This window comes from Cohaesibacter sp. CAU 1516 (assembly GCF_005771485.1).
Taxonomy (GTDB): Bacteria; Pseudomonadota; Alphaproteobacteria; order Rhizobiales; family Cohaesibacteraceae; genus Cohaesibacter; species Cohaesibacter intestini.
In genome coordinates this window covers 1,407,535-1,432,063 of record NZ_VANT01000001.1, presented here as the reverse complement: position 1 = coordinate 1,432,063, position 24,529 = coordinate 1,407,535, and the positions used below count along the sequence as shown (strand labels likewise).

Annotated in this window: 21 protein-coding genes and 2 riboswitches; of the genes, 4 read left to right on the top strand and 17 right to left on the bottom strand. The window is 54.8% G+C overall.

Features of this window, described 5'->3' with window-relative positions; genetic code table 11:
- Positions 1 to 9 precede the first annotated feature (9 nt).
- From cbiE to FDK21_RS06465, 15 genes are all read right to left on the bottom strand, one after another.
- The gene (gene cbiE, locus FDK21_RS06535; protein WP_138147860.1) at positions 10 to 1,245 is read right to left on the bottom strand and encodes a precorrin-6y C5,15-methyltransferase (decarboxylating) subunit CbiE; all 1,236 of its coding nucleotides are present in this window, start codon (positions 1,243 to 1,245) and stop codon (positions 10 to 12) included.
- A gap of 12 nt (positions 1,246 to 1,257) precedes the next feature.
- Entirely contained in the window at positions 1,258 to 1,947 is a 690-nt protein-coding gene (locus tag FDK21_RS06530; RefSeq protein ID WP_138147859.1) for a precorrin-8X methylmutase, read from the bottom strand.
- A 7-nt stretch (positions 1,948 to 1,954) separates the two neighbouring features.
- Positions 1,955 to 2,140 carry a hypothetical protein gene (locus FDK21_RS06525; protein ID WP_138147858.1) on the bottom strand — a complete coding sequence of 62 codons (186 nt, stop codon included), beginning with the start codon at positions 2,138 to 2,140 and terminating at the stop codon, positions 1,955 to 1,957.
- Between the two features lie 276 nt (positions 2,141 to 2,416).
- On the bottom strand, positions 2,417 to 3,064 hold the full coding sequence (locus tag FDK21_RS06520) for an ABC transporter ATP-binding protein (protein WP_114011239.1): 648 nt from the start codon (positions 3,062 to 3,064) through the stop codon (positions 2,417 to 2,419).
- Positions 3,048 to 3,866, bottom strand: coding sequence for a cobalt ECF transporter T component CbiQ (gene cbiQ, locus FDK21_RS06515; RefSeq protein ID WP_210238686.1), 819 nt, complete (start codon positions 3,864 to 3,866; stop codon positions 3,048 to 3,050). The genes FDK21_RS06520 and cbiQ overlap by 17 nt, the downstream gene beginning before the upstream one ends.
- A gap of 22 nt (positions 3,867 to 3,888) precedes the next feature.
- Positions 3,889 to 4,572 (bottom strand): cobalt ABC transporter permease, encoded by a 684-nt coding sequence (locus tag FDK21_RS06510; RefSeq protein WP_210238685.1) that lies wholly within the window; start codon positions 4,570 to 4,572, stop codon positions 3,889 to 3,891.
- Positions 4,569 to 5,186, bottom strand: a complete 618-nt coding sequence (gene cbiM / locus FDK21_RS06505) for a cobalt transporter CbiM (RefSeq protein WP_114011238.1) — start codon at positions 5,184 to 5,186, stop codon at positions 4,569 to 4,571. Before cbiM ends, FDK21_RS06510 begins: the two co-directional genes overlap by 4 nt.
- A gap of 29 nt (positions 5,187 to 5,215) precedes the next feature.
- The gene (locus FDK21_RS06500) at positions 5,216 to 6,007 is read right to left on the bottom strand and encodes a DUF4198 domain-containing protein (protein ID WP_246657496.1); all 792 of its coding nucleotides are present in this window, start codon (positions 6,005 to 6,007) and stop codon (positions 5,216 to 5,218) included.
- Positions 6,008 to 6,164: 157 nt separating this feature from the next.
- Positions 6,165 to 6,389, bottom strand: a riboswitch (cobalamin riboswitch).
- Positions 6,390 to 6,550: 161 nt separating this feature from the next.
- Positions 6,551 to 7,177, bottom strand: coding sequence for a cob(I)yrinic acid a,c-diamide adenosyltransferase (gene cobO, locus FDK21_RS06495; protein WP_114011236.1), 627 nt, complete (start codon positions 7,175 to 7,177; stop codon positions 6,551 to 6,553).
- Positions 7,174 to 10,971, bottom strand: coding sequence for a cobaltochelatase subunit CobN (gene cobN, locus FDK21_RS06490; RefSeq protein WP_138147856.1), 3,798 nt, complete (start codon positions 10,969 to 10,971; stop codon positions 7,174 to 7,176). The genes cobO and cobN overlap by 4 nt, the downstream gene beginning before the upstream one ends.
- A gap of 24 nt (positions 10,972 to 10,995) precedes the next feature.
- Positions 10,996 to 12,090, bottom strand: coding sequence for a cobalamin biosynthesis protein CobW (cobW, locus tag FDK21_RS06485; protein ID WP_138147855.1), 1,095 nt, complete (start codon positions 12,088 to 12,090; stop codon positions 10,996 to 10,998).
- Positions 12,091 to 12,099: 9 nt separating this feature from the next.
- Positions 12,100 to 12,513 carry a DUF1636 domain-containing protein gene (locus FDK21_RS06480; protein ID WP_138147854.1) on the bottom strand — a complete coding sequence of 138 codons (414 nt, stop codon included), beginning with the start codon at positions 12,511 to 12,513 and terminating at the stop codon, positions 12,100 to 12,102.
- Positions 12,514 to 12,619: 106 nt separating this feature from the next.
- Positions 12,620 to 12,833: riboswitch (cobalamin riboswitch) on the bottom strand.
- A gap of 178 nt (positions 12,834 to 13,011) precedes the next feature.
- Positions 13,012 to 13,332 (bottom strand): DnaJ family domain-containing protein, encoded by a 321-nt coding sequence (locus FDK21_RS06475; RefSeq protein WP_138147853.1) that lies wholly within the window; start codon positions 13,330 to 13,332, stop codon positions 13,012 to 13,014.
- A 126-nt stretch (positions 13,333 to 13,458) separates the two neighbouring features.
- Positions 13,459 to 14,373: a bifunctional methylenetetrahydrofolate dehydrogenase/methenyltetrahydrofolate cyclohydrolase FolD gene (gene folD / locus FDK21_RS06470; RefSeq protein ID WP_138147852.1), complete on the bottom strand. Its 915-nt coding sequence runs from the start codon at positions 14,371 to 14,373 to the stop codon at positions 13,459 to 13,461.
- Positions 14,374 to 14,446: 73 nt separating this feature from the next.
- Positions 14,447 to 16,117 (bottom strand): formate--tetrahydrofolate ligase, encoded by a 1,671-nt coding sequence (locus FDK21_RS06465; protein ID WP_210238684.1) that lies wholly within the window; start codon positions 16,115 to 16,117, stop codon positions 14,447 to 14,449.
- A gap of 205 nt (positions 16,118 to 16,322) precedes the next feature.
- Between FDK21_RS06465 and FDK21_RS06460 the strand changes: the two genes are divergently transcribed.
- Positions 16,323 to 17,480: a saccharopine dehydrogenase family protein gene (locus tag FDK21_RS06460; protein ID WP_138147850.1), complete on the top strand. Its 1,158-nt coding sequence runs from the start codon at positions 16,323 to 16,325 to the stop codon at positions 17,478 to 17,480.
- A gap of 278 nt (positions 17,481 to 17,758) precedes the next feature.
- A complete protein-coding gene (locus FDK21_RS06455) occupies positions 17,759 to 18,949 on the top strand; it encodes a saccharopine dehydrogenase family protein (protein ID WP_138147849.1) in 1,191 nt (396 codons plus the stop codon).
- Positions 18,950 to 19,032: 83 nt separating this feature from the next.
- On the opposite strand, the gene FDK21_RS06450 is transcribed toward FDK21_RS06455, so the two are convergent.
- Entirely contained in the window at positions 19,033 to 20,727 is a 1,695-nt protein-coding gene (locus FDK21_RS06450) for a U32 family peptidase C-terminal domain-containing protein (protein ID WP_138147848.1), read from the bottom strand.
- Positions 20,728 to 20,946: 219 nt separating this feature from the next.
- Here FDK21_RS06450 and FDK21_RS06445 point away from each other — a divergent pair, with 219 nt between their 5' ends.
- Positions 20,947 to 21,570 (top strand): hypothetical protein, encoded by a 624-nt coding sequence (locus FDK21_RS06445; RefSeq protein WP_114011227.1) that lies wholly within the window; start codon positions 20,947 to 20,949, stop codon positions 21,568 to 21,570.
- Positions 21,571 to 21,619: 49 nt separating this feature from the next.
- On the top strand, positions 21,620 to 22,558 hold the full coding sequence (locus tag FDK21_RS06440) for a rhodanese-like domain-containing protein (protein WP_138147847.1): 939 nt from the start codon (positions 21,620 to 21,622) through the stop codon (positions 22,556 to 22,558).
- Between the two features lie 22 nt (positions 22,559 to 22,580).
- Here the strand turns inward: FDK21_RS06440 and FDK21_RS06435 are convergent, their stop codons facing one another.
- Positions 22,581 to 24,347, bottom strand: coding sequence for a monovalent cation:proton antiporter-2 (CPA2) family protein (locus FDK21_RS06435; RefSeq protein WP_138147846.1), 1,767 nt, complete (start codon positions 24,345 to 24,347; stop codon positions 22,581 to 22,583).
- Positions 24,348 to 24,529: the final 182 nt, after the last annotated feature.

The following is a 24,529-nucleotide window of genomic DNA, read 5'->3' as shown; positions in this document are numbered from 1 at the left end:
AGGACACATCTATTGTTTGAGAAAGACCCATTGGGTCACGGGCATTGCAGATTTCCAGCCATGAAGCGGGCCAACCGGCTCCGCTTTGGCGATCGACAGACGGGTCAAATCACCACCATGGCTTTGATAAAGATTGAGCAGGAGTTGTTCAGAACCCAGCGTGACCGCATGGGCCACCAGACGACCACCGGGCTTCAAGGCCTTGAGACAGAAATTGACGACGTCGGCACTCAGCCCGCCACCAATGAAAATCGCGTCGGGGGCTTCTTCACCGCGCAAACCATCAGGGGCTGTGCCATTTAGCAGCCGCAAATGGGGCACGCCCAGCATTTCGGCATTGTGAAGCGCATAGGCGCGCCGCTTTTCCTGAGGTTCGATGCCAACAGCGCGGCAGGTCGGATGGGCCCGCAGCCACTCAATGGCGATTGAGCCACAGCCCGTGCCCACATCCCATAACAGCGCATTGGGGCGCGGGGCTAGCTTGGCCATTGCACTGGCGCGAATATCCCGTTTGGTCATTTTGCCGTCATGATCAAAGGCATCGTCGGGCAGGCCCGGTGTAACCGGCAGCCAGAAAGGCATTTCCTGCGGCAGAGACACGGCGATCACATTGAGATCGGCAAAGCGGAACGCGTCGCCTCCCGCAGCAATGGCCGCGGCGTTGCTGGCAATGATCTTTTCCTCATCACCACCCAGATGCTCGAGCACCGAAATGGACGCTTGCTCAAGACCGCGCTCCACCAGTTGCTTGGCAACGGTGGCCGGCGACGTGCCGTCCTTGGACAGGATCAGTAACTTTGCGCCGGGCAGATAATGCGGCAGCAAGGCCGCCGGATTGCGACCATGGATGGTAAGCAATGTGGTTTTGTTGAGCGGCCATCCCATCCGGCTGGCGGCAAAGCTCAGGGAACTGGGGAAGGGCAGGACCCGCACTTCTTCCCACGGGAAATGCCGTGAGAAGGTGCCGCCAATCCCGAAGAACATCGGATCGCCGCTGGCAAGAACCGCCACCTTTTTGCCCCGCAGGCGTTTAAGGCGGGCAAAAACCTCCGACAGAGGGGACGGCCAGACAATGCGTTCGGCCTCAGGGGCGAGATCATCGGGCACCATCGCCAGATGGCGGGCACCGCCGAGGATATACTCAGCTTGTGCCAACAGGCTCCAGCCGAAATTGCTGATATCCTCGACACCGCTTTCGCCAATGCCGATCACACTCAACCAGGGCTCTTTTGCTACATCATTCATTCTATCACTCAATCAACCAAGATTTTCCCGTGGTTGATCCTTTGCTCCAAGGGCAGCGATGGCCAAGGCATTGACCGCAGCACTGGCAAGCGGCGTTCCGCCGCGACGCCCCAGAAGGGCCATGTAATCAAGGCCGAGCCCGGCGGCTTCATCAACGAGGGCCTGTTTGGATTCTGCAGCTCCCACGAAGCCAACTGGAAAGCCGAGGACGAGGGCTGGTTTGCCAGCACCTTCACGAACCATTTCAAGCAAGCGGAACAGTGCCGTCGGTGCATTGCCAATCGCCACAACGGCACCTTCCAGATGCGGGCGCCACAACTCCATCGCCGCGGCCGAACGGGTCGTGCCCATTTCCTTTGCCAAACCGGGCACCTGAGGGTCGTTCAGCGTCACCATCACTGCATTGTCCGACCCGCCATAGGCTTTGGTCAGGAACCGGCGGGTGATGCCACCAGCCACCATTTGCGTATCCACAAGGATTGGCTTGCCCGCCTTCAGGGCTGTCAGCCCCGCTTGGACCGCTCCGTCACTAAAGCGTAAATCTGGCACTAGATCGGTCATCCCTACAGCATGCATCAGCCGCACGGCAATCGGTTCGAAATCTTCCGGCAGGTTGGCGAGCGCTGCGCTTGTTTCATCACGGATGATCTGAAAGGACTGCTCGTAAATTGCAAACGGATCTTTTTCGTAACTATGGGACATTACAAACTCAAAATGCTCGGTCTTGATTGCCATTGAACGGCGTGTTGATAAGGGCGGGATAAAGCGTGGAAGAGAGAGGTGCCAGACGCTCAGATACCCACAAGCCATCAACAAACACATCACAGCGGGCAACTTGCACGCCGCCAAGTGGGCTTACTCCGATATCAGCATCATGTAGGTGGCGCATCGCCATAACTTTGGTCTCTATCCCTTGGACCGCACGGATGGAGCGGCCGACATTGGGTTGCACGAACCAAGGGCACTCGACACAGAGCACCTTGATCAATCATGAAAGCAGGGAGAGAGCATCATATGGGGACTGTGTTTCCCATACGGTAATCATTCCTGCAGGTCAGACTTGGTCTCCGACTTGGATCAACCGCACTGACTTGTTTTTCAGCTTCCGTCACGGGAAGCACTGCGAAAGTTGGACAAAGCATAACGCTGCGGCACTGACAGGCAAAGGGCCTTAGCTGATTTGTCCACCCTCCATCAGAATAGTACGTGTTACTACGTCCTCGCGAAACGCCCTGTCATGAGACACAACAATCATCGCTTGGGGCAGGGACACAAGGATCTCGATCAAACGCAGACGGGTCTTCTCGTCTAGGGCGTTGGTCGGCTCATCGAGCAACAGGATGTCCGGCTTCATTGCCAGAACGGTGGCAAGGGACACGAGCCGCTTCTGTCCACCAGACAATTTATGGGTGACGCGATCGCGAAATTCCGTCAGATTAAGCGCAGCAAGGGTCTCATCGACGATGCTCATTGCATCTTCCTTGCTGTAGCCCAGATTAAGCGGTCCGAAGGCAACATCTTCTGCAACGGTGGGGCAAAAGAGCTGATCATCGGGATCTTGGAAGACCAGCCCGACCCGGCGGCGCAGCAGGCGAAAATCCTCTTCCGTCTGATAGTCACGACCGAAAGCACCAATCCTTCCGGCGCTGGCCTTGTTCAGCCCCACCAGCACATGCAGCAAGGTGCTTTTGCCCGCGCCATTGTGACCAACCAGTCCAAGCCGTTCCCCCGCATGCAGAGCAAAGGACACTCCGTTCAGACAGGGCGCAAAGCCGTGATAGCCAAAATGCAGATTGTCGGTTTCAAGCAACGGGGCCATTTAAAACCTCGATCATCAGCATGGAAATCATCACCAAGCAGGCAAAGGAAAAGAAAAGAGCATCGCGCCGGGTGAAGGCCATGGTGTCGAGTAGATGAAACTGCCCCTGAAAGCCCCGGCATTTCATCGCCTTCATGATGCGTTCAGAGCGTTCGAAAGACCGGATGAGCAGCATGCCCACCAGATATCCGACGCTTTGATAGGTGTGCCAGCTGTTGGTTGGCACAAAGCCGCGACATTTCATGGCTGTCCGCAGGCGATGATATTCCGCATGCAGAACTTCAATATAACGCACGGTGAACAATAGAAGATGGACCAGCGCCTCAGGCACTTTCAGACGTGCCAGTGCGTGGCCGAGCGTCACCGCTTCCAGCGTGCCAACCAGCGACATGGTCACCATCACAATCGCATTGGCTTTGAGCAGGATGACAACTGCCTGATTCAGGCCTTCATAACTGGCAGCAAAGCCCCACAGCGTAAACATTGTTTCGCCCGGCGTGGTGAAGGGCAACATCACCAGAAGAAAGGCGATGAAGCCATCCATCATTGCAACCCGCTTGGCGGTTGACCAGAAGGGCAACCGTGCCTGAGTCATCAGAATGACGGCAAACAGCAGAGCACATGCCAGAATGGACATACTGGTCAGCTGAACCGCAGTGATCGCAAAAGCGGCGACACTGACAACCCGAACGCGCGGATCCAATTGGCGGATCCATAGTCGGTTGGAGACAAGCTTGATTGCCTCCTGCGACATTCCCTGTTCGGTTTTGATCTGGCCGGCCTGTTCCAGCAAATCACTCATGCATGTGCTCCACGTAATGCCATCAGTTGTTGCTATTGGTTTGCTTGCGGCGGGCAACCAGATAGAAACCAACCCCGAAGAGACCAAAGATATAACCTACACCGCCAAGAATGGACTGCATGTCATTCTTTTCTTTGTAGGCGGCGACTTCCTTGTAGAGGGGTTTGACTTCCCGGCGGACCGCCGAGGCGATGTCGGACTTGAAGGCCTTCAACTCGCTTTGCACCCCTTGGCTGATCAGCGCCTGCAAAAGGGCAGGGTCCACAGCTGTACCAGCAGTTGGCGATGCAGTTGCTTCGGCAGTTGTGGTCGAAGCAACGATCTTGTCGTTTGGCTTGTTCTCTGCCTTTACATCGTCAGAAGAAAAGATGTCCGGCAATTCATCCACTTCCATCTGGTAGGTGGCAATATGACCTTGCCCCAGATTGGCGCGGAATTCCAAAGCAATGGCTTGTTTTGGCGTATACTGGAAGACACCATCTTCATCGGTCTTGGTCTCGCCGAGCTTGTTGCCGTCCATGTCGAAGACTTCGACCACGGTGTCAACCGCCATGTCACCGCTGGAAAAGCCGATTTCCCCTTCGATATAGGTATCCTCGGCATAGGCAGAAACGACCACCTTGTGGGCCTGTGCAGGCAGTGCCATGACACTGGCCATCAGCAGCGCCCCACCGGCAATCGAGACTATGTGTTTGTTCAGTTTCATGATTTTTGGCTCATAACATGGAAGAGTTCTGGCTTGACGCGATAGATCAGATAAACCGCAGCAGCACTCAACAATCCTTCAACGATCATCACCGGAATATGGGCAATGAAAACCAGTTTGGCGGCGGCGACAAATGTCTCACCCGACAAGCCGAGGCTGATTGCCACAAACAAGGTTGTGAGCGAAACAGCCAACCCACCGGCAATGCCACCAATCACAGCAACAGAGCGGGCAGAGGCCGCACGCAGGATCATTGGGCGGGCCAACAAGCCGACGATCACCGCTGGACCAGCAATATTCAGGGCATTGACGCCAAGTACAGAGATGCCGCCAAAGGCGAAAAACACCGCTTGCAGCAACAGACCGACAAACAAGGCAGGAAAGGCTGCCCAGCCCAGAATGATGCCAGCTAGTCCATTCATGATCAGGTGTACACTGGAGAATCCGAGCGGCACGTGAATGAGCGAGGCGACAAAAAAGGTCGCACTCAACACACCGGCTGCCGGGATCAGTTCCATATCCAGTTTGCGAAGGCCCATTACCAGGCCGCCCACAGACAGGGCGGCACCGGCAATGACAACTTCGTTGGTCAGGGCGCCATCAATGATATGCATGACTTGGCTCCTTCACCAATGAGGAGGGACTACTTGACATCATAAGCCCGGATCCAGATGACAGCATCCTGAGACAGTTCTTTGCCTTCATGCTCAGTGTCAGGACCGGACCCCAAAGCAGCAAAACCCCAGAAACCGGCTTTTGGAATGCCGAAGGAGAAATAGCCATTGTCGTCGGAGAGTGCGACGATTGCGCCACCAGGCATGCCGCCAGCTTTTGGCTCGGTTGCGGCATTTGTTTCCATGTCGGGTTCAGCAGACAGATATTCGATTTCGATTTCCGCGCCAGCAACCGGTTTGCCATTGGTCAAAACGCGGCCGGTGAAGGTCGATCCGGCCAGAATGTTGGTTGGCTTGTTCAGTGGAACAATCTCGGTCTTCAGGCCAACGGGCTCGTTCCAGTTGGTCGGAATGCCGCCTTTGTTGATGTAGGACTTGGTGATCTGCTGAATGTAGATATCTTCGCTGCCTTCATAATAAGGTGCAGGCTCGACCACGACGATATAGTCGCCATTGCGTTTGGCTTTCAGGGTGCCTTCGAAGGCTGCAGCTTCGTTGCTTTCACCTTTGAAGGTGATCGGCTTCAAGCTGTCCATCAGATCGATTTTCTTGTCTTTGAAAACCGCAAAGAAGGCATTTGGTTTGCCCATATCCATGGCATGGCCATTTTCCATCGGGTGCCAAAAAATCAGTTTGAACGGAACATTGCCTGCTTTTTCCAGATTGACTTCCGGCGTGTAAGCCAGCTGGAAGTGAGCCTGCGCTGCTGAGGACAGAAGCATGGTCGCTGCTATGAGGGAAGCGGAAAGCGTTTTAAGCACGATAATCTCCTTTGGCATTTTGCCAATTTTTGGAGACGCGTAGGAGGTATTCAGTTTCTTGGGGAAGGACCCTGACAAGTGTGACGCTGCCAGACCCGCTCTTCACCAAACGCACACCCCGGCGTCTTGTTAAGAGTGCCACATGCGACACGATTGTCTCATGCGACGGCCTGATGGCAGGTCTCCTGGCTCACGGGTCTTGGCTCGAGCATCTCACCTTCCCAATCCCGAAAGGATCAGTGGTATACCGAGATGCCGGCTATCCGTTTACAGTTACGGGGGTAGCCATGGATTCAGCCCCTGTTGGGTACGCCTCACCATGTTCCCTTTTCATCTCATTGCCGCGCCTGGGCAAATAAGAACCATCATGCGATCATTTTTAGAACCGCCCCTTAGTCCCGTCAACGGCACCAAAGGCGATCCTTCTTGCATTTCTCTTTAGGTATAGTTTTTGAACGTGTAACTACCTAAGACTAAGGCTTAATCCATTGATCAAGCCTATGACTTGAGTGAAATCAAATCGCAAAAAATTATACGATATGATCAGAACTCAATGCCCTCCTGAGCCTTCACTCCGTCGCGGAATGGATGCTTGATCAGGGTCATTTCTGTCACCAGATCAGCCACTTCGATCAACTCATCCTTGGCGTTGCGACCCGTAATGACCACATGCGTGTCCTCAGGCTTGTCATTGACCAGAAAATCAACCACTTCCTCAATGGGCAGGTAATCGTATCGCAGGACGATATTGAGTTCATCAAGCAGCACGAACTGATTCTCAGGATTGAGAATTTCTGCCTTGGCAGCCGCCCAGGCAGCTTGCGCATTCTCGATGTCTTTCTGACGGTCTTGCGTTTCCCAGGTAAAGCCTTCGCCCATCGACTTGATGGTCACCTGATCGGGGAACTTCTCGAGCATGACCTTTTCGCCAGAATTCCAAGCCCCTTTGACGAACTGGATGACCGATATCTTGTGGCCATGACCCAGCGACCGGAACGCCATGCCGAACGCGGCAGAGGATTTCCCCTTGCCCTTACCGGTATGCACGATGATCAGACCTTTCTCGATGGTCTTGGTTGCCAGAATCTTGTCACGAGCGGCTTTTTTCTTGGCCATTTTTTCTGCGTGACGGGCATTTTGCTCTTCTTCAGTCAGTTGTTTTTTGATCATCCATTCATTTCCTCAAATGCGCCAGCGGATTGTCGAGATTGCTGGCTGTCTTCCAACATGAAGGCGGCACTGTTGGACCGAGGGACCCACAGGCCGCGCTCAATTGCCTCCAGAAAACGGTCCACCATATCATCATAGGCGGGCCGGTTCTTCTCTTTCAAGAAGTCAGCGACTTCTTCGTCTTCGATATAGGACTCGTACAATTGGTCAAAATGGTGGTCACCAACCGCATTGGTGGTTGCGGCAAAGGCAAAGAGATAGTCGAGCGTTGCAGCCATCTCGAATGCGCCCTTATAGCCATGACGCATGACACCTGCGATCCATTTGGGGTTCGAGGCACGACCACGCACAACGCGGGCAATTTCTTCATCAAGCGTCCGGATGACTGGGCGCTCAGCCCGAGAATGGTCATTGTGATAGACCTTAGGCGCGGAGCCCCTGAAGGTCTCTACACTGGCTGCCAGACCACCTTCGAACTGATAATAATCATCAGAATCAAGCAGATCATGCTCGCGGTTGTCTTGGTTTTGAATGACCGCATCCACTTTGGACAAGCGGGTCTTGAGATGGTCGGCTGCCTCACCGCCAAAATCGCCAGCGCCATAGGCAAAGCCACCCCAAGCAACAAACGCTTCGGCAAAGTCAGAGCGCTTGTCCCAGATCTTTTCATCAATCAGGGCCTGAAGGCCAGCACCATAGGCCCCCGGCATTGAGCCAAACACCCGGAAGGTCGCTTGCCGCTGGGCCAGATCACCAGACAGGCCCTTGGCTTCAGCCTCGGCGCGTTCACGTTTGACACGGGCAGCCAACGGGTTGGCATCCTCAGGTTCTTCCAACGCCGCAACTTTGCGGACCGCACTGTCAAACAAGTCGATCTGATGCGGGAAGGCGTCGCGGAAGAAACCGGATATACGCAAGGTCACATCAACGCGCGGCCTTTGCAACTCGGACAGTTTGATCACTTCAACGCCGGTCACGCGGCCCGAAGCGGATTCCCAAACCGGGCGTACCCCAAGCAAGGCAAGCGCTTGGGCAATGTCATCCCCGCCGGTGCGCATATTGGCGGTGCCCCAACAGGTCAGCACGATTGCTTGAAGCCATTCGCCTTCATCCTGAAAATGCCGTTCCAAAAGCCGCTGGGCCGACAATTCACCGATCGTCCATGCGGTTTTTGATGGCACAGAGCGCACATCAACCGCAAAGAAATTCCGCCCGGTCGGCAAAACGTCGGGACGACCGCGGGTGGGGGCACCCGACGGACCGGGAGGGACGAAAGCTCCGGACAAGCCAGCCTTCAAATGACGAAACTCATCGACGCCACAGGCAGCAATAGTCGGTGTCAGCTCATGATCGATCCAGTCAAGCACCGCTTTGGCCTTGTGCCAATCAGCGGGACAAGAGATTTCCTTGGCCACCAGCTTTTGGGCCAACAGCTCAATCCGTTCTACCGCATCGCCCGCATGACGCCACAGGGCTTCAGACTGTTGTTGCAGGATCTCTGGCATTGCCCCGTCCCAAGGGGCAGCAAAATCGCAATCAATCGGATTGAAGCATTCATTGGCAAGGACAAGGCCCAGATCATCACTGATCGCGCGATGAAGAGAATGATCCTTATCGTCATTGCCACGCGGCACCCGCGCAATCGCCACCATCAGGTCCGTGCGATAGCTGCCTTCCGGAGATTGCCCCAGAATATGCAGACCATCGCGGATTTGCAGCTCCTTGAGGTCACACAAATGAGCGTCGAGCTGCTGCAAGGCGGCTTCATTGTCGTCGTCCATCGCCACCCCGGCATCCTTGTCAAGGCCGGTGCGGGTGGCCAGAAAGCGGATTTCTTCGAGCAACTTTTCCGAGCGCCGCGGATCCACCCCTTGGGCGGTGTAAAACTCATCGACCAAGGCTTCGAGTTCTTCGCCAGCCCCATGGGATTCGGCCCGCGTCAGCGGTGGCGTCAAATGGTCGATAATCACTGCGCTGGTCCTGCGTTTTGCCTGACAGCCTTCGCCGGGATCATTGACAATGAACGGATAAAGATGTGGCACAGGGCCCAGAATGGCTTCCGGATAGCAAGCCTCGCTCAAGGCCAAGGCCTTGCCGGGTAACCATTCCAGATTGCCATGCTTGCCCGCATGGATCACCGCGTGCATGCCAAATTTCTCGCGCAGCCAGACATAAAAGGCGAAATAATTGTGCGGTGGCACCAGATCCGGATCGTGATAGGTTTCCTTCGGATCGATATTGTAGCCACGCGCAGGCTGAACGCCAACGACCAGATTGCCAAAGCGATGGATCGCCAATTGAAAAGCCCCATCGCGCACCATCGGATCCTGATCGGCTGGCCCCCAGCGACCGGTAATTTCGGAGCGCACCTTTTCCGGCAATTGATCAAACATCGCCTGATAGTCAGAAACGGACAACTGCACGTCGCTGATCCGTTCCGTTTCGCCCAAGGCGTTGGTGGGACCCGCCAAAATCTGCTGCATCAAAGCGTCGGAATCCGCAGGAAGCCCGTCAATCTGATAGCCATCCGCCAGCAAAGATTGCATCAAGCCAACCGCAGACGCCGGGCTATCCAGACCAACACCATTGGCAATGCGGCTATCCTTGTTGGGATAGTTGGCCATGATAATCGCCAGTTTGCGATCCGCTTCTTTGCTTTGACGCAACCGTGTCCAGCCAGCCGCCATCTTGGCCACAAAAGCCACCCGGTTGTCATGTGGCACCAATCGGACGGGTTTGAATTCGGTTGCTTTATCCAGCGCGCCTTCTTCTTTGAAGGCGATGGCACGCGAAAGAATGCGTCCATCAAGCTCTGGCAACACCACATGCATCGCCAAATCGCGGGCCGACAGACCACGCGGGCTCTCCACCCACGCTTCCTCGCTGGAGCCGGACAGGATCACCTGAAGGATTGGACAACCATAGACATCAAGGAAAGTCGGCTCATAACGCTGCCCGGCCTTCGACAAGGCGAAGGCGGATGTATTGAGGAACACCGCGGGGCGAAACGTTTCAAACGTCTTGTTGAGAAATTCCTGTGCCTCAGCGTCCTTGAGGCTCGGCACGAAGAAGGCAATGGCATGGAGTCCATTGGCTTCCAACGCCTTGCACAAGGCATCAATCGGCGCGGTGAGGGCACTTTGAATATAGGACCGGTAAACGAAGATCGGCACCACTGGCCGCTCCTCTTTGCCTTCAAACAAACTGATATAAGCCTCAAGCCCATCATCGCCACTAAAGCTACGACCTTCATGCAAAATGCCGACACGGGGCAGGGCGAGAGGCTGAGGGGCATCCGCGCGGTTCGAGTCGATCAAATGGCTCGCATAATCGAGCGCATGGATCATGTTGTCCTGTCCGCCCTCGACACAATAGCGCCAGAACCGACGGACAACCGCAGGGTCAACACTTGACCAGGACGCAAGATCTTCATCCCATTTATTGTCCCCCGGCATGACAAGCAAATGCATGCCAGTGCCGCGAGACAGTTTTTGCAATTGTTCCAGGCCATAGCGCCAATATTCCGCCCCGCCCAACAGCCGTAATACGATCAGCTTTGCATGTTGCGCCGTCTGTTCCACATACATGTCGACCGAGTAGGGATGCCCCAGCGCCATCAGACTGGCAAGGCGCACCCGATGGTCTTGCGACCGCCGATAACGGGAGGATTCAACAAAGGCGGAAAGCTCACTGTCGGCCGCTGACAGAATGAGAATATCGCCGGGGCTTTGCCCCAGATCGATTGCTTCATCCTGATCATCAATGCGGCCGGCTTGTGGTGCGAGAATATGCATGGGACTTGCTATGACCTTTCAAAATCAGGAGAGCGTGGCTTCTGCCGCTGCCTGATCAAAATCTTTAAGGCCGATCACCACCAGACCGGTCTTGGCTTCGCCTGATGTATCGAACCAGCTGTCAACCCGACGACCAACGGCCTGAATGACAACGCGGGCTTTCTTGCCCTCAAGCGCCGCATAACCCTTGACCCGCAGAATACCCGGCTGCGCCAGTGCCTTCTCAACACTCACCTTCACATCTTCCATCGAGGCAAAGACGCGCGGCGGTACGACAATGGAGTGGAACTCGTCATGATGATGATCATGATGGTGGTCGTGGTCGTGGTCATGATCGTCATGGTCATCATGGTCGTCATCATGGTCATGATCATGATGGTGATCGTGGGCGGCCTTGCGGCTATCCAGATCATCCTCAGCCACGGAATCAAGCCCCAGCAAAATGGCGGCTGAGACATCGCCATTGCGTGAGTGAATATTCTTCACGCCTTCGCGGGCATGTTCGCCGATGATCGCTTCAACCCGCGCCATACCTTCATCGTCCACCAGATCGGCTTTGGAAATGACAATCATGTCAGCGCATTTCAACTGATCGGCAAACAATTCCTCAATCGGGCTTTCATGATCAAGGCTGTCATCCTGCGCGCGCTGCTTGGCAATGGCGTCTTCATTCTGGCTGTAATGCCCATCGCTGAGCGCAGATGCATCGGCAATGGTCACAACTCCGTCCACCGTGACGGAGGCCCGCACGCTCGGCCACTGGAAGGCCTTAACCAACGGCTGAGGCAGGGCAAGGCCAGAGGTTTCAATGACGATATGATCCGGTTTCGGATCGCGCTTCAGAAGCATTTCGATGGTTGGCAGGAAATCATCAGCCACCGTGCAACAGATGCAGCCATTTTTCAGTTCGACCACATCGTCGGCAGTGCAGTTCGGGTTGCCGCAGTCGCTGAGCAATTCGCCGTCAAAGCCCATGTCCCCGAATTCATTGACGATCAGCGCGATTTTCTTGTCGCCGGCCTGTTCGATCAGTTTGCGGATCAGGGTTGTCTTGCCAGCACCAAGAAAGCCGGTCACGACAGTTGCAGGAATCTTTTTGTTGGAGGAGGCAAAGGACATGATGGACCTCTAATCTTTCATATCGGGAAATTCGGGAGACGGGTGCAGGCGGACGAGGGTGTTCTTGCGAACATGCTCTGGGCGCTCTCGCCAAACCGGTGCGCCGGTATCAGACGCAACATAAAGCCGGGAGAAGGAAAGTAGATCGTCGACGCGTTCATCAGACTTATCGAGGTCAGCAATCACATAGCCATATTTGCCAGCGCTGCGCAGGCTGACCGTGCAGGCTTGCTGGCAACTATTCATGCATTGCACAGGTTCAACGGCTAGCGTATCGCGCAACACATCGTCCTTGCCAACCGCTTCGACCAACCGGTCGTGTAGCAACTGGCCTTCGATGGGCCGGGCATCCGCTGCGGTGTCCGTAGGATCAATGCGCCGACAGGTCACACAGACCTGCATAAGCCCAGACTTCTTCGCCATTTCGCCTCCTGATAGGCCTGTTGGACAAGGCCGACTTGAATCGAGATAGACCGGGTAAAGTGGAGCATGCGGAAAAGGTTCCACGGCTCCGATCCTCCCCGACCGGTCGTGAATTGCTGCGGCAGGCAGGTCTCCTGGCTCGCGGTTTTGCGCCATTTCGCCTTCCCGGATTAAAAATCCAGTGGTCCTTTGAAATGGCAATCCGCTTACAGTTGCGGGGGCAGCCACGGTTTAGGCCCCGAGTTGGGTCATCCGCACCGTGTTCCCTTTTCATCCGCCTTGCCTTCTTGCAAAGCAGAACCTTCCGTAACTCCCCTTGTGCGGGATAACCCTAGGATTGTCAATCACAACGGACAGATCGAAAGGAGAAGTCTGTCAAAGGTCGAACATTCGACAGGAAAAATGCGAGGAATGACATCGAACCAACAAGCCAGCAAAAAGAAACCCCGCCAATCCGTCAGGACAGGCGGGGTATAATAGAAGCGCAGAGCCGTGCAATTATTCTGTGTAGAATTTGCGCCGCGCATCCTGTTCTACGCCGAGCACCATCTGCAACTCGGCAAGTTTGCGAAACTCTGCTTCGCGCTCTTCCTGACTGGCTGCTGCATTGAGGCGTTCATATTGATCGGCGATTGCCTTCTTTAGTTCGATTTCTTTGGGTAACGCGCCGGTTTCCTCCAGAATGCGATAACCCGCCTTCAAAAAGGTGTCGTCGCTTTGCTTGGGAGGTTTGGGCTTGCGTGCCCGCTTGTATTCATCAAGCAGACCATCCGCCTTGATCTTGGCGATGAGATATTCTGCGACGTCCTTGTTCGGCATGGTTCACTCCCTCAGAACGCTGGATCTTACTCTTATAATATAAGCCTCAAGTGACGCTTTTACAATCATTTCAGCGCGTTGGGTGCCAAAATAGGACCCATAAAGCGCGCCGTAAGAATGCAAAGATCACGATAGCATGGATGCGTAATCCAGATCATCAAGCCCGGCCGAGCGACGCGCCGCTGTCAGGGTGTTGGCCATTAACAAAGCAATCGTCATCGGGCCGACGCCACCCGGCACCGGCGTTATGGATCCGGCCCGCTCAACAGCACTGTCATAGTCTACGTCCCCGACAAGACGGGTCTTGCCTTCGCCGCGCTCTGGCGCATCAATCCGGTTGATCCCCACGTCGATGACACAGGCACCGTCCTTGATCCAGTCGCCCTTGACCATTTGAGGCCGCCCAACCGCAGCAACGACAATGTCAGCGCCACGCACGACATCCGGCAGGTCTTTGGTCCGGCTATGGGCAATCGTGACGGTGCAGCTTTCCGCCAGCAGCAAAGCCGCCATCGGTTTGCCAACAATGTTCGAGCGGCCAATGACAACCGCATTCTTGCCCGACAGATTGCCCAAAACCCGCTTGGCCAGAATGAGCGAGCCGGCAGGGGTGCAAGGCACCATCGCCTTGTCGCGCTCCCCTGCGGTCAACAAGCCGACATTGATCGGATGGAAACCATCGACATCTTTGTCTGGGCGGATCAGATTGAGCACCTTGGACTCGTTGATGTGATCGGGCAGCGGCAACTGCACCAGTATGCCGTGAATGGCCGGATCGTCATTCAAATCGCCAATCAGAGACAACAAGGCTTCTTCCGTGACATCATCCGCCAAAGTATGTTGCACAGAATGGAAGTTGCATTCCTTGGCGGCTTTGCCCTTGGAGGCGACATAGACCTTGCTGGCGGGGTCTTCGCCGACAATCACCACAGCAATGCCGGGCACCACGTTGGTTTCCTTGATCAGTTTCTCGGCTTCGATCGCGATTGTCGCGCGCAAATCAGTGGCGATGGCTTTGCCATCAATTCGGGTGGCGGTCATGCTGTTTCCCTCAAACCCATTGGCGACAAAATGATGTCGCTATGCTCTCAATTCCCGCCTACCTATAGCCCCGTTAAAACAGCCCTTCAATGTCGCCATTGTTATTAAGGTGGATAGATAGGGCTGCCGGTTTGCGCGGCAAGCCCGGCATGGTCATGATTTCACCGCAAATCACCACGACAAAACCGGCTCCGGCAGACAGGCGCACTTCACGAATCGGAACGGAATGCCCGGTCGGAGCGCCGCGCCAATCTGGATCAGTTGAAAAGCTATATTGCGTTTTGGCCATGCAAATCGGCAAATCGCCATAGCCTTGCTCTTCCCAACTGGCTAACTGGTTGCGAATCTTCTTGTCGGCGATCACTTCATTGGCGCGGTAGACCCGTTTTGCAATGGTTTCGATCTTTTCAAACAAAGGCATCTTGTTGGGGTAAAGTGGAGCAAATTGTGCATTGCCGCCATTGGCCAGTTTCGCCACTTTGTGAGCCAGATCGAGCGCACCCTTGGAGCCTTCTGCCCAATGGCGACAGACAATTGCCTCAATGCCAAACTTGGTGACATAGGTCTGAATTGCTTCTATTTCCGCGTCCGTGTCAGACGCGAAATGGTTGATGCCGACCACCACCGGCACGCCAAACTGTTTCACATTCTCGATATGGCGACCCAGATTTTTCAACCCGGCTTTCAGAGCCTCAAGATTCGGCTGGTCCAGTTCATGGTTGGTTGCTCCGCCATTCATCTTGAGGGCACGCACCGTCGCAACCACCACAGCTGCGTCCGGTGTCAGACCGGCCTTGCGGCATTTGATATTGAAGAACTTTTCTGCCCCCAGATCGGCCCCAAACCCTGCCTCCGTGACCACATAATCGGACAATTTCAACGCTGCTTTGGTGGCCACCACGCTGTTGCAGCCATGGGCAATGTTGGCGAACGGACCGCCATGAACAAAGGCGGGATTGTTTTCCAGCGTCTGCACCAGATTGGGCTGCATTGCTTGTTTGAGCAGCACCGTCATCGCCCCGTCTGCGCCAATGTCGCGGCAGAAAACCGGGCTTTTGTCGCGGCGATAGCCGACGATGATATCTCCCAGTCGTCGCTGCAAGTCTTCCAGATCGTCGGCAAGACAAAGAATCGCCATCACTTCCGAGGCAACCGTGATGTCATACCCGCTTTCGGCAACAAAACCATTGGCAACCCCACCAAGGCCGGTGGCAATATTCCGGAGTGAGCGATCATTCATATCAACCACCCGTCGCCATTCGACGCGGCGATTGTCGATCTCCTGTTCATTGTCCCAATAGATATGATTGTCGACCATGGCAGACAGCAGATTGTGAGCCGAGGTGATGGCATGGAAATCACCGGTAAAATGCAGATTCATGTCTTCCATCGGAACGACCTGCGCCAATCCGCCACCCGCCGCGCCACCCTTCATGCCAAAGCAGGGGCCAAGCGAGGCTTCGCGAATGCAGATAGACGTTTTCTTGCCAATGGCATTGAGCGCATCGCCCAGACCGACTGTCGTCGTCGTCTTACCTTCGCCTGCGCTGGTCGGACTGATGGCGGTCACCAGAATCAGTCGACCATGCTTGCGCCCATTCAGACTGTTCAGGAAGGTTGTCGAAAGCTTTGCCTTGTCGTGTCCGAAGGGAACAAGCTCTTCGGCAGGAATGCCCAGTTTCGCGCCGATCTCGCTGATTGGGAGAACGCTCGCAGCGCGTGCAATTTCGATATCAGTGGGCATGCAAACTCCTTCAAATGCTTCGCTCAACGCCATCACAAGGACAAGTGTTCATGGCGCATCTTTCATATCAACTCACAATTTCGCCAGACTTGCCATCCATCAAAATGGGGAAAAAATGACTTCTCTTCATCGAGGAAGAGACAAGCTCTTTGCAGATTGGATCCAGAATGCTCATATGTCGCGAACAATAAAGGAGCAATCCACCATGGGAAATATTCATTGGCTGGGGGCAGGGCTGTCTTCAGTCCCCGGTATTCGTCGTCTGATTGAAAATGGCCGCCCGGTCACGCTTTGGAACCGGACCGTCGAAAAAGCGGAAGCCGCCACGGCTGGCCTGTCTGGAAACTTTTCGGTCAAAGCCTTCTCGCTCGACGCCCTGTCTGCCGATGTTACGGCGGGCGATGTGGTCATCTCGATGCTGCCTGCGACCATGCATCTGCAAGTCGCAGAGCTTTGCCTGCAAAAGGATGCCCATTTCGTATCATCCTCTTATATAAGCCCGGAAATGGCCGCTCTTGATGCAAAAGCCAAAGCCTCTGAGCTTTGCTTCGTCAACGAAGTGGGCCTTGATCCCGGCCTTGACCATTTGATGGCCCATCTGCTGATGGCGGATTATCGTGCCAGCGATGTCTTTGATCCGACCAACAGTCACGATTTCCGGTCTTATTGCGGTGGCTTTCCGGCCAAGGCCAATGACTTCCGCTACAAATTCAGCTGGTCGCCTCTTGGCGTTCTGAAAGCACTGAAAAGCCCTGCCAAGGCGATCCTCGGTGGTGAGGAAGTCACAACCCAAAAGCCTTGGGATGCGATTTCCGATTTCACCGTGGGGTTGCCAAGCGGCGCGGAAACCTTCCAGTCCTATCCAAACCGGGATTCCCTTCCTTTCATGGATCACTATGGGTTTGAGAGTGACTGGTCAGTAAACACCTTCGTACGCGGCACATTGCGTTTGAACGGATGGTCCGACGCTTGGTCAGGCATCTTCAAATTTGTCGAGGAAGAAGCCGACGGCCCGGATGGCGAGGCCAAACTGGCAGCCTTGAGCGATCAGCTTTGGACCGATCACGCCTATGATGACGGCGAGCCGGATCGTGTGGTGCTTGTCGTTGACCTCAAAGCCTCCAAGGACGGGACCGTGGTCTGGCACAAGGATTATGTGCTGGACGCAAAAGGCGGCGCGGACTTCTCTGCCATGGCACGTTTGGTCTCCATCCCGGTCAGCCTTGCCGTGGAAGCCGTGCTGGACGGCGAATTGCCCAAAGGTGTTCAGGCCGCCCCAAGCAGCCCGACCATCATTCATCGCTGGTTCGAGGCACTCCAAGCCCAGGGCGATGAGTTCCATTTGACCGAACATGTCGCCTAAGACGCGCTTCGAACGGCGCGTATGACTCGCACACTGCGAAAGCCCGGCCAATGGTCGGGCTTTTTGTTATCCTCAGTGCATGGCTGGCCAGCGCCGGGCGCTCGGCAATCTGTCTCCTGCAATCCAATCACCAAGACAGTTTGTCAGCCAACGCCCGGCATTTTGCCGAACCACCCATTCATCCCCCTTGCCGTACCCGCATCTCTCCAGCAAAGCTTTGTTTCAAAGACAGTTTTCAAAAGCTGCACCCAAGCAATCACCTTGTTGGAGACCCACATATGAACGCTAATGCAAAGACAATCCATTGGCTTGGAGCAGGGCTTGCCTCTGTTCCCGGCATTCGCAGATTGATCGCCAAAGACTATCCTTTGAAGCTCTGGGAACGCGATCTCGACAAGGCCATTTTGGCGACCCGTGGACTTGCAGGCCAGTTCGAAATCTGTGAAGCAACTGATGGAGCGCTCGAGGCGACCATCCGAGCCGGCGATATCGTGGTGTCCATGCTGCCAGCCTCATTCCATCCAGCAATCGCTCAATTGTGCCTTGAATGTGGAGCCCATTTTGTCTCCTCTTCCTATATCGGCCCTGACATGCAGGCCCTTCATGACGCCGCCAGAGAGAAAGGGCTGGTCCTAATCAACGAGGTTGGTCTCGATCCGGGCATTGATCATTTGCTGGCTCATCTCTTGATGGATGACTATCGCAAGAGCAGCCATTTTGACCCCTCAAACAATCATGATTTCCAGTCTTATTGCGGCGGCTTTCCTGCCATTGCCAATGACTTCAAATACAAATTCAGCTGGTCGCCGCTTGGCGTATTAAAAGCCCTCAAAAGCCCGGCACGGGCAATTCAGGATGGCCGCGAGACCGTGATCGAGCGGCCATGGGATGCGGTTGAAGACTACCCGATTGAGTTGGCATCCGGCTTTGAAACTTTCCAATCCTACCCGAACAGGGATTCCCTGCCATTCATGGCCGAATATGGCATTGGAGAAGACTGGAATGTGACGCGCTTTGTACGAGGAACCTTGCGTCTGGCTGGATGGTCAGAGGCATGGGCAGATATTTTCAAAACCATTGAAACGACCCATAGTGAGAATGATGACGCCGAGCTTGCCCAACTGTCCGACCGCCTCTGGGCAGACCACGCCTATCATGAAGGTGAGTGGGACCGGGTTGTCATGTCAGTGGAATTGAAAGTGACCCGCAACGGCCAAACGCTCTGGCATAAGGCCAAAAGTCTCGACAGCTACGGCACCAATCAGGCAAGCGCCATGGGCCGTTTGGTGTCGATCCCCGTCAGTCTGGCGGTGGAAGCCATCTGTCATGATGAATTGGCAGCTGGTGTTCAGGCTGCACCTCATCATCCCGCGGTCATCCGCAGCTGGCTTGAAACCATCGCTGAACATGGCGACATGATCCACCATGCAGACTATTGCCTCAAGGCCCGCATGGAAGCCGCCGAATAACAATCTGAATAAACAATCTGAATAAACAAAAAGCCCGGAGCGTCAAACGCTTCGGGCTTTGTCATAACAGTTGAAATGAAGGGTCATGAGACCTTTTTGATCACTTCCTGTTTGGCTTGTTGTTTGGTCAACAGCTTGCCTTGCTCGCTCTTGGCCAGCAGAGCGCGTGCCTTTTCATATTTGTCGTCATACCAGAACATCGTGCAGCCATTGCAGCCACGACCACAACACCCTTCGGTGCCAAGACGCGGGCTCTTGGTCGACCGCTTGGTCTGGTCCGCGTCCATCGCCGCCTGTAGCTTGACATTCTTGCGCTCATACAGCCCTTCATCGCCCCGACCCAATTCCAGATCATGGGCCTCGGAATCATGCTTCAACCGCTCCCACTGGGCAGGGGTCAAGGCGCGTTCCTTGCGCAAAACCGTCATCACGGGCACATGCTGGCGCAAGATCTCGGGGTCTTCATGGTCAAACAGCGAAAACGGAATCCGCACCTGCGGCTTGGTGCCCGGATTGATGATGGTCTCGATTTTGCCATTCTTGGCATCTTCAAATTCATACAGGCGGATCGGGATCGGCGAACGCAAATATGGCGACACCAGCTCGATCACGTCACCAGCCTCCAGCCGGTTCTTGACGTCAACAATGAAGGCATCCTCGCGCACTTCCGACACCATGCCGGCAAATTCCCACTCGGCAAAGGTCGATGTCTCTTCATAACCATGGGCGTAATTGGTCAAGCGACCATCATGGAAGGCAAGGGTATAGCCACGGTTTGGCACAGTCGCCAACTCTTCCATATAGGCTTCCGGGTCCCAATTGTCGCGATCTTCATACCAGTCATCAATCGCCATGCGATAGGCACGCGCCACCAGAGCCACATAATAAGGGCTCTTGCCGCGCCCTTCGACCTTGAGGCTGTCGACGCCAATGGAGAGATAATCAGACAGCTTTGGCATGATGCACAGATCGCGGCTATTCAGAATATAGGAGCCGCGCTCATCCTCAGTAATCTGCATCAGCTCGCCGGGGCGCTGTTCCTCTTCAAGGAAAAAGTCAAACAGCTCCATATTCTCTTCCGACAGTTTCAATTCGCGCACGGTGCCGTCGCGCAGCTTCATATGAACCTTATATTTCCAGCGGCAGCTATTGGCGCATGACCCTTGGTTGGCGCCGCGCTCGGCCATGAAGTTCGACAGCAAGCAGCGGCCCGAATAGGTCATGCACATCGAGCCATGAACAAAGGCTTCGAGCTTGATGTCCGGGCACTTCTCCCGCACCTCGGCCAGTTCCTTGTACGAAACTTCACGCCCCATCACCACCAGCTTGGCACCCTGCATTTCCCAGAATTTGACCGATTGCCAGGAACAGACATTGGCCTGAGTCGAGACATGCAGTTCCAGCTCGGGGGCTTGCGATTTGACGAACATGAAGACGCCGGGGTCAGCCACGATCAAGCCATCTGGCTTCACCTTGCGAACGGTCTCGACATATTGCGGCAGCTTGTCGATATCCTTGTTGTGGGAGAACAGATTGAGCGTCAGATAGACCCGCTTGCCGTGCGCATGGGCGAATTCAATGCCCTCAACCACATCATCAAGGCTCATCTGAGACTTGGTCCTCAGCGACATGTCTGGTGTACCCATATAGATGGCATCCGCACCATACAGCACGGCCATTTTCAGTTTTTCAAGATTGCCCGCAGGCATCAACAATTCTGATCGGTCCGGGCGAATGGATTCGGTCTGATCCGAATTGATAGCGGTCACGCTGGCCATATGGGTCTCCTTATTGCCTCGCAAGGCGTGACTGATACCAAAAGATCCCTATAAAAACCACCCCAAAGCGCGACATTCTTGCTGTGGGGATTGCCAGATTTTGTACTGGCATTGAACAAAATCAATTCAAGCGGGTGCATTATTTCTTATACTTGCGATAATAGAAATATTGCATATGCGTTTGGGCAAGGCGCAACAACCACGCAACAGGGGGCGAGAATGGAGCTATCCGGTGAAGTGTTGTGCGCAGCGAACGCTGCGGAGGTGCGGCAACGGTTTTTCAACCCGATCTTGCTGAAAGCCTGTTTTCCCAATTGCCAAGACATACAGGAAGTGGCCCCGGGGTGGTTTCATGTTCGCCTGTTGCGTTGGGGAGACGACAAAGAGGAAACCCGGCAGGAAATCCGCTTGCTTCCTGGTGAGCACGACAACGCGTTCACCATGACCTCCAAAGCCCTTGACGAGAATGCGACTATCCTTAGCAGTCACAACAGCATCCGACTGGAAGAAAGAGCAGAGGGCACCCTTCTGACCTATCATGTTTCCCTCGAACTGGGAACCTTGACCGATGATCCCGCGTTTGATCCCAAGAGGACACTCATGTTGGCCTCGCAACTCTTCGAAGCGATCGCAGACAAGGTAAAAAAGGAGAAACTCCCAATGACAGATAAGGAAAAGGAAGCTGAACTGGAAAAAGCCATGCACAAAGCCGAGGACGCGGTTTTGGAACTCGAGCAGGAAGCAGAAGGAGCCGCTGCAAAAGGGTTTTTGGGCGGTGCACAAGGCTGGGGGCTGATAGCTCTGGGTATTCTGGTGTTGGCATTGCTGATTTTTTACCGTTGATGACCCGCTGTCATCAGTGAATGGAAAGACCACAAACAGGGAGGAGCCGATGCGTGCTGCCCGCAAACAGCAATCTGGCGCAACGGCGTATGAGGCATGCCTCGCTTGGGCGCGGACTCTTGTCGCCTTTTTTATATTCACCGTGAGCACCTCTGTCGCTTCGGCGAGCAGCCCGCTGGTGAGTGCCGAATGGGTCTTGAGCAATCTGGGAAGCGAAGATGTCGTTTTTGTCGATCTTCAACCTGTCAATGGATATGCCCGCGTCCACCTGCCCAACGCAGTGAATACCCAATATGGCCAATGGCGTCAGCGTCGGCCGGTCAAGGGCAAGGCCTTGCCGGATATTGCCTATCTCGAAAAGCTGCTTGGCAGCCTCGGCATAAAGCCGACCGATCACATTGTCCTTACCCCAATTGGCATGAATGCAGGTGAAATCGCTGTTGCGACAAGAATCTATTGGACCCTCAAAGTCATTGGACATGAAAAGGTGTCGATCCTTGACGGTGGCTTGATTGCCTATAGTCGCTTGCCAAAACCCATTTTCACCAAACAAATGACCCGTGTGAGGGCGACAAAATATACTGCAAACCCCAATCCCGCCATGGCACCCTCGATGGATGACGTGTTGACTGCGTGGAAGAAGGGTATGGCCATTTTTGACTATCGCTCGCATGAAGAATATGTAGGCAAGGCGGGCGGTCCACGTCCCGGTACGATCCCCGGAGCGCAAAATCTGCCATTTGATCAGCTGGTTGAACCCAAGCAGGGTGGCAAATTCCTCACTCTGGAGCGCGCCAAAGCTTTATTTTCCACGCAGGGCATGGATCCGATGCAGGCTCATATTGGCTTTTGCAACTCCGGCCACAGGGCATCTTTGGCCTGGTTCGTTACCCATGAGCTGCTCGGCAATAAACAGGGCTTGCTGTATGATGGATCGATGGCCGAATGGCAGCAATATCCGGACAATCCAATCGCAGTGCCCAAATAGAGTTTGCTGATGAAGGTGGGGTCTAGTCCGGTTTTTTGCGTGGTGGAAGAATGCGTCCCAAATTGGCTTCCTGAGCATCGCCAGCTTTGAGATGATGCATCAGCAATTCCAGATCACGCTCACGGACATCCGCTTCGATGTCCTGAATGCGTTCGGTCGATATGCCCAGATGATCAAGTGCGGCGCGGCCGAAATTAATGCCGCTCTCGAAGGTCTCGCGCACCTGAAAATCAACGTCACATTTGGTCAGCTCCACCGCATGGGCGCGGTCAGTTGCCCGGCAAAATATTGCGGCTTTGGGGAAATGTTCCCGGATCAGATCGATGGATTTTGCCATTACGATCGGATTCTCGACGCAGAGCGCAATCAACAAAGCCTGTTCCGCACCGGCCAGTCTGAGCACATCCTCGCGTGTGGCATCGCCATAATAGACCGGCAGGCCATGACGCCGGGCGACAGCAATACGCTTGGTATTGTTATCAATGGCCACGATCCGCAACCCCTCCGCCATCAACATCTGCGAGACGATCTTGCCGAAGCGACCAAAACCCACCACCAGCACATGCGGTTCGCTCTTGTCGACCATCTCTAGTTCGGGCTCGATGCGCTCCGGGTAGCGATTGGCCAGATAGCGCAGGGCCGCATCATGGCCTTTGCCGACAAAGGGCGTCATCACCATGGTGACAATCACGATCGCCGTCATGACTGTGAAAGCAGGACTTTGCAAACCCGCAGCTGATGCGGCGGCAAACAGGACGAACGAAAATTCGCCAGCCTGTGGCAAGGCAACCGCGATATAGCCGGCATCGATACTGGAAGAACCCGTCACTCTGGCAAGCAGCCACAGGATCAACCCCTTCAACGCCATCACCACCACGACACCAGCGAGAATGATTGGCAACTCCGCCAAGGTCACCGGCAAATCGAGCGTCATGCCGACCGTCATGAAAAACAGTCCCATCAGCAGCGAACGGAAGGGAAAGATATCCGCTTCCAGCGTGTGGCGAAAGCTGGATTCCGCCAGCATGATTCCTGCCAGAAACGCCCCCAAAGCCATCGATAGACCGGCCAAGTGCATGATCCCGGCGCTGCCCAGTGCCACCAACAACGCAGCAGCCAGCATGATTTCACGGGCCTTTGTGGCAGCCAGCATGGAAAAGACATGGGACAGCAGATAGCGCCCCACCAAAATTACGATCAGCACGGCCGCGACGGTGATGCCAATCTGACTGGCAACACTTTCATGACTTTCCACCCCAGAAGAAGGCGCTACAATGCTGACCATCGCCAACAAGGGGACGATCGCAATATCCTGCATCAACAGGATTCCAAAGGCCCGTTGACCATAAACGGTCGAGAAGTGTCCGCGCTCTTGCAGGATTTGGACGGCAAAGGCCGTGGAGGACAGGGCCATACCGAACCCACCGACAAAGGCGATTGGTTGGGACAGACCAAACAAGGTGAAAACCGCTCCCAAAACCAGTCCAGTCAAAACAATCTGGCTGGTTCCAAGCCCGAAAATATCGGCCTTCATGCGCCAAAGGCGCTCAGGTTTGAGCTCCAACCCCAAAACAAACAGCAGCAGCACGACCCCTAACTCGGCAATAGGGACGATGTCTTCTGTCGAAGGGATGAAGGAGAGACCAAACGGGCCGATAATCATGCCTGCAATCAGGTAACCGATGATCGATCCGACCCCGAGACGTTTTGCAATGGGCACGGCAATGACGGCGGCGCCAAGGAAAACGATAGAGTCAGTTAGATATGAAAAGTCGGCTGAGCTGGCCATGTTACCTCAAGCAAGGGATATGGGGAGAGGAAAGAACCTCAATCTCCCAAAGCGGCGTGATTCTAGTTGCATTATAGTCTTTACCCACGCCCCTGAATATCGCTTACCTAGGAGTTATACGAAAGCCGCAATTGAAAAAGCCCGCCACGCAAAGGCATGGCAGGCCGGACTATTTCGAAAAA

Bases quoted from the DNA above. Each gene is read 5' to 3' on its own strand.
- cbiE (WP_138147860.1), bottom strand. From the start codon at position 1,245: ATGAATGATGTAGCAAAAGAGCCCTGGTTGAGTGTGATCGGCATTGGC.
- cbiM (WP_114011238.1), bottom strand. From the start codon at position 5,186: ATGCATATCATTGATGGCGCCCTGACCAACGAAGTTGTCATTGCCGGT.
- FDK21_RS06525 (WP_138147858.1), bottom strand. From the start codon at position 2,140: ATGGCGATGCGCCACCTACATGATGCTGATATCGGAGTAAGCCCACTT.
- cobO (WP_114011236.1), bottom strand. From the start codon at position 7,177: ATGATCAAAAAACAACTGACTGAAGAAGAGCAAAATGCCCGTCACGCA.
- cobW (WP_138147855.1), bottom strand. From the start codon at position 12,090: ATGTCCTTTGCCTCCTCCAACAAAAAGATTCCTGCAACTGTCGTGACC.
- cobN (WP_138147856.1), bottom strand. From the start codon at position 10,971: ATGCATATTCTCGCACCACAAGCCGGCCGCATTGATGATCAGGATGAA.
- FDK21_RS06445 (WP_114011227.1), top strand. From the start codon at position 20,947: ATGGAGCTATCCGGTGAAGTGTTGTGCGCAGCGAACGCTGCGGAGGTG.
- folD (WP_138147852.1), bottom strand. From the start codon at position 14,373: ATGACCGCCACCCGAATTGATGGCAAAGCCATCGCCACTGATTTGCGC.
- FDK21_RS06510 (WP_210238685.1), bottom strand. From the start codon at position 4,572: ATGAAACTGAACAAACACATAGTCTCGATTGCCGGTGGGGCGCTGCTG.
- cbiQ (WP_210238686.1), bottom strand. From the start codon at position 3,866: ATGAGTGATTTGCTGGAACAGGCCGGCCAGATCAAAACCGAACAGGGA.
- FDK21_RS06475 (WP_138147853.1), bottom strand. From the start codon at position 13,332: ATGCCGAACAAGGACGTCGCAGAATATCTCATCGCCAAGATCAAGGCG.
- FDK21_RS06435 (WP_138147846.1), bottom strand. From the start codon at position 24,347: ATGGCCAGCTCAGCCGACTTTTCATATCTAACTGACTCTATCGTTTTC.
- FDK21_RS06520 (WP_114011239.1), bottom strand. From the start codon at position 3,064: ATGGCCCCGTTGCTTGAAACCGACAATCTGCATTTTGGCTATCACGGC.
- FDK21_RS06450 (WP_138147848.1), bottom strand. From the start codon at position 20,727: ATGGCCAGCGTGACCGCTATCAATTCGGATCAGACCGAATCCATTCGC.
- FDK21_RS06465 (WP_210238684.1), bottom strand. From the start codon at position 16,117: ATGCCCACTGATATCGAAATTGCACGCGCTGCGAGCGTTCTCCCAATC.
- FDK21_RS06460 (WP_138147850.1), top strand. From the start codon at position 16,323: ATGGGAAATATTCATTGGCTGGGGGCAGGGCTGTCTTCAGTCCCCGGT.
- FDK21_RS06480 (WP_138147854.1), bottom strand. From the start codon at position 12,513: ATGGCGAAGAAGTCTGGGCTTATGCAGGTCTGTGTGACCTGTCGGCGC.
- FDK21_RS06530 (WP_138147859.1), bottom strand. From the start codon at position 1,947: ATGTCCCATAGTTACGAAAAAGATCCGTTTGCAATTTACGAGCAGTCC.
- FDK21_RS06455 (WP_138147849.1), top strand. From the start codon at position 17,759: ATGAACGCTAATGCAAAGACAATCCATTGGCTTGGAGCAGGGCTTGCC.
- FDK21_RS06440 (WP_138147847.1), top strand. From the start codon at position 21,620: ATGCGTGCTGCCCGCAAACAGCAATCTGGCGCAACGGCGTATGAGGCA.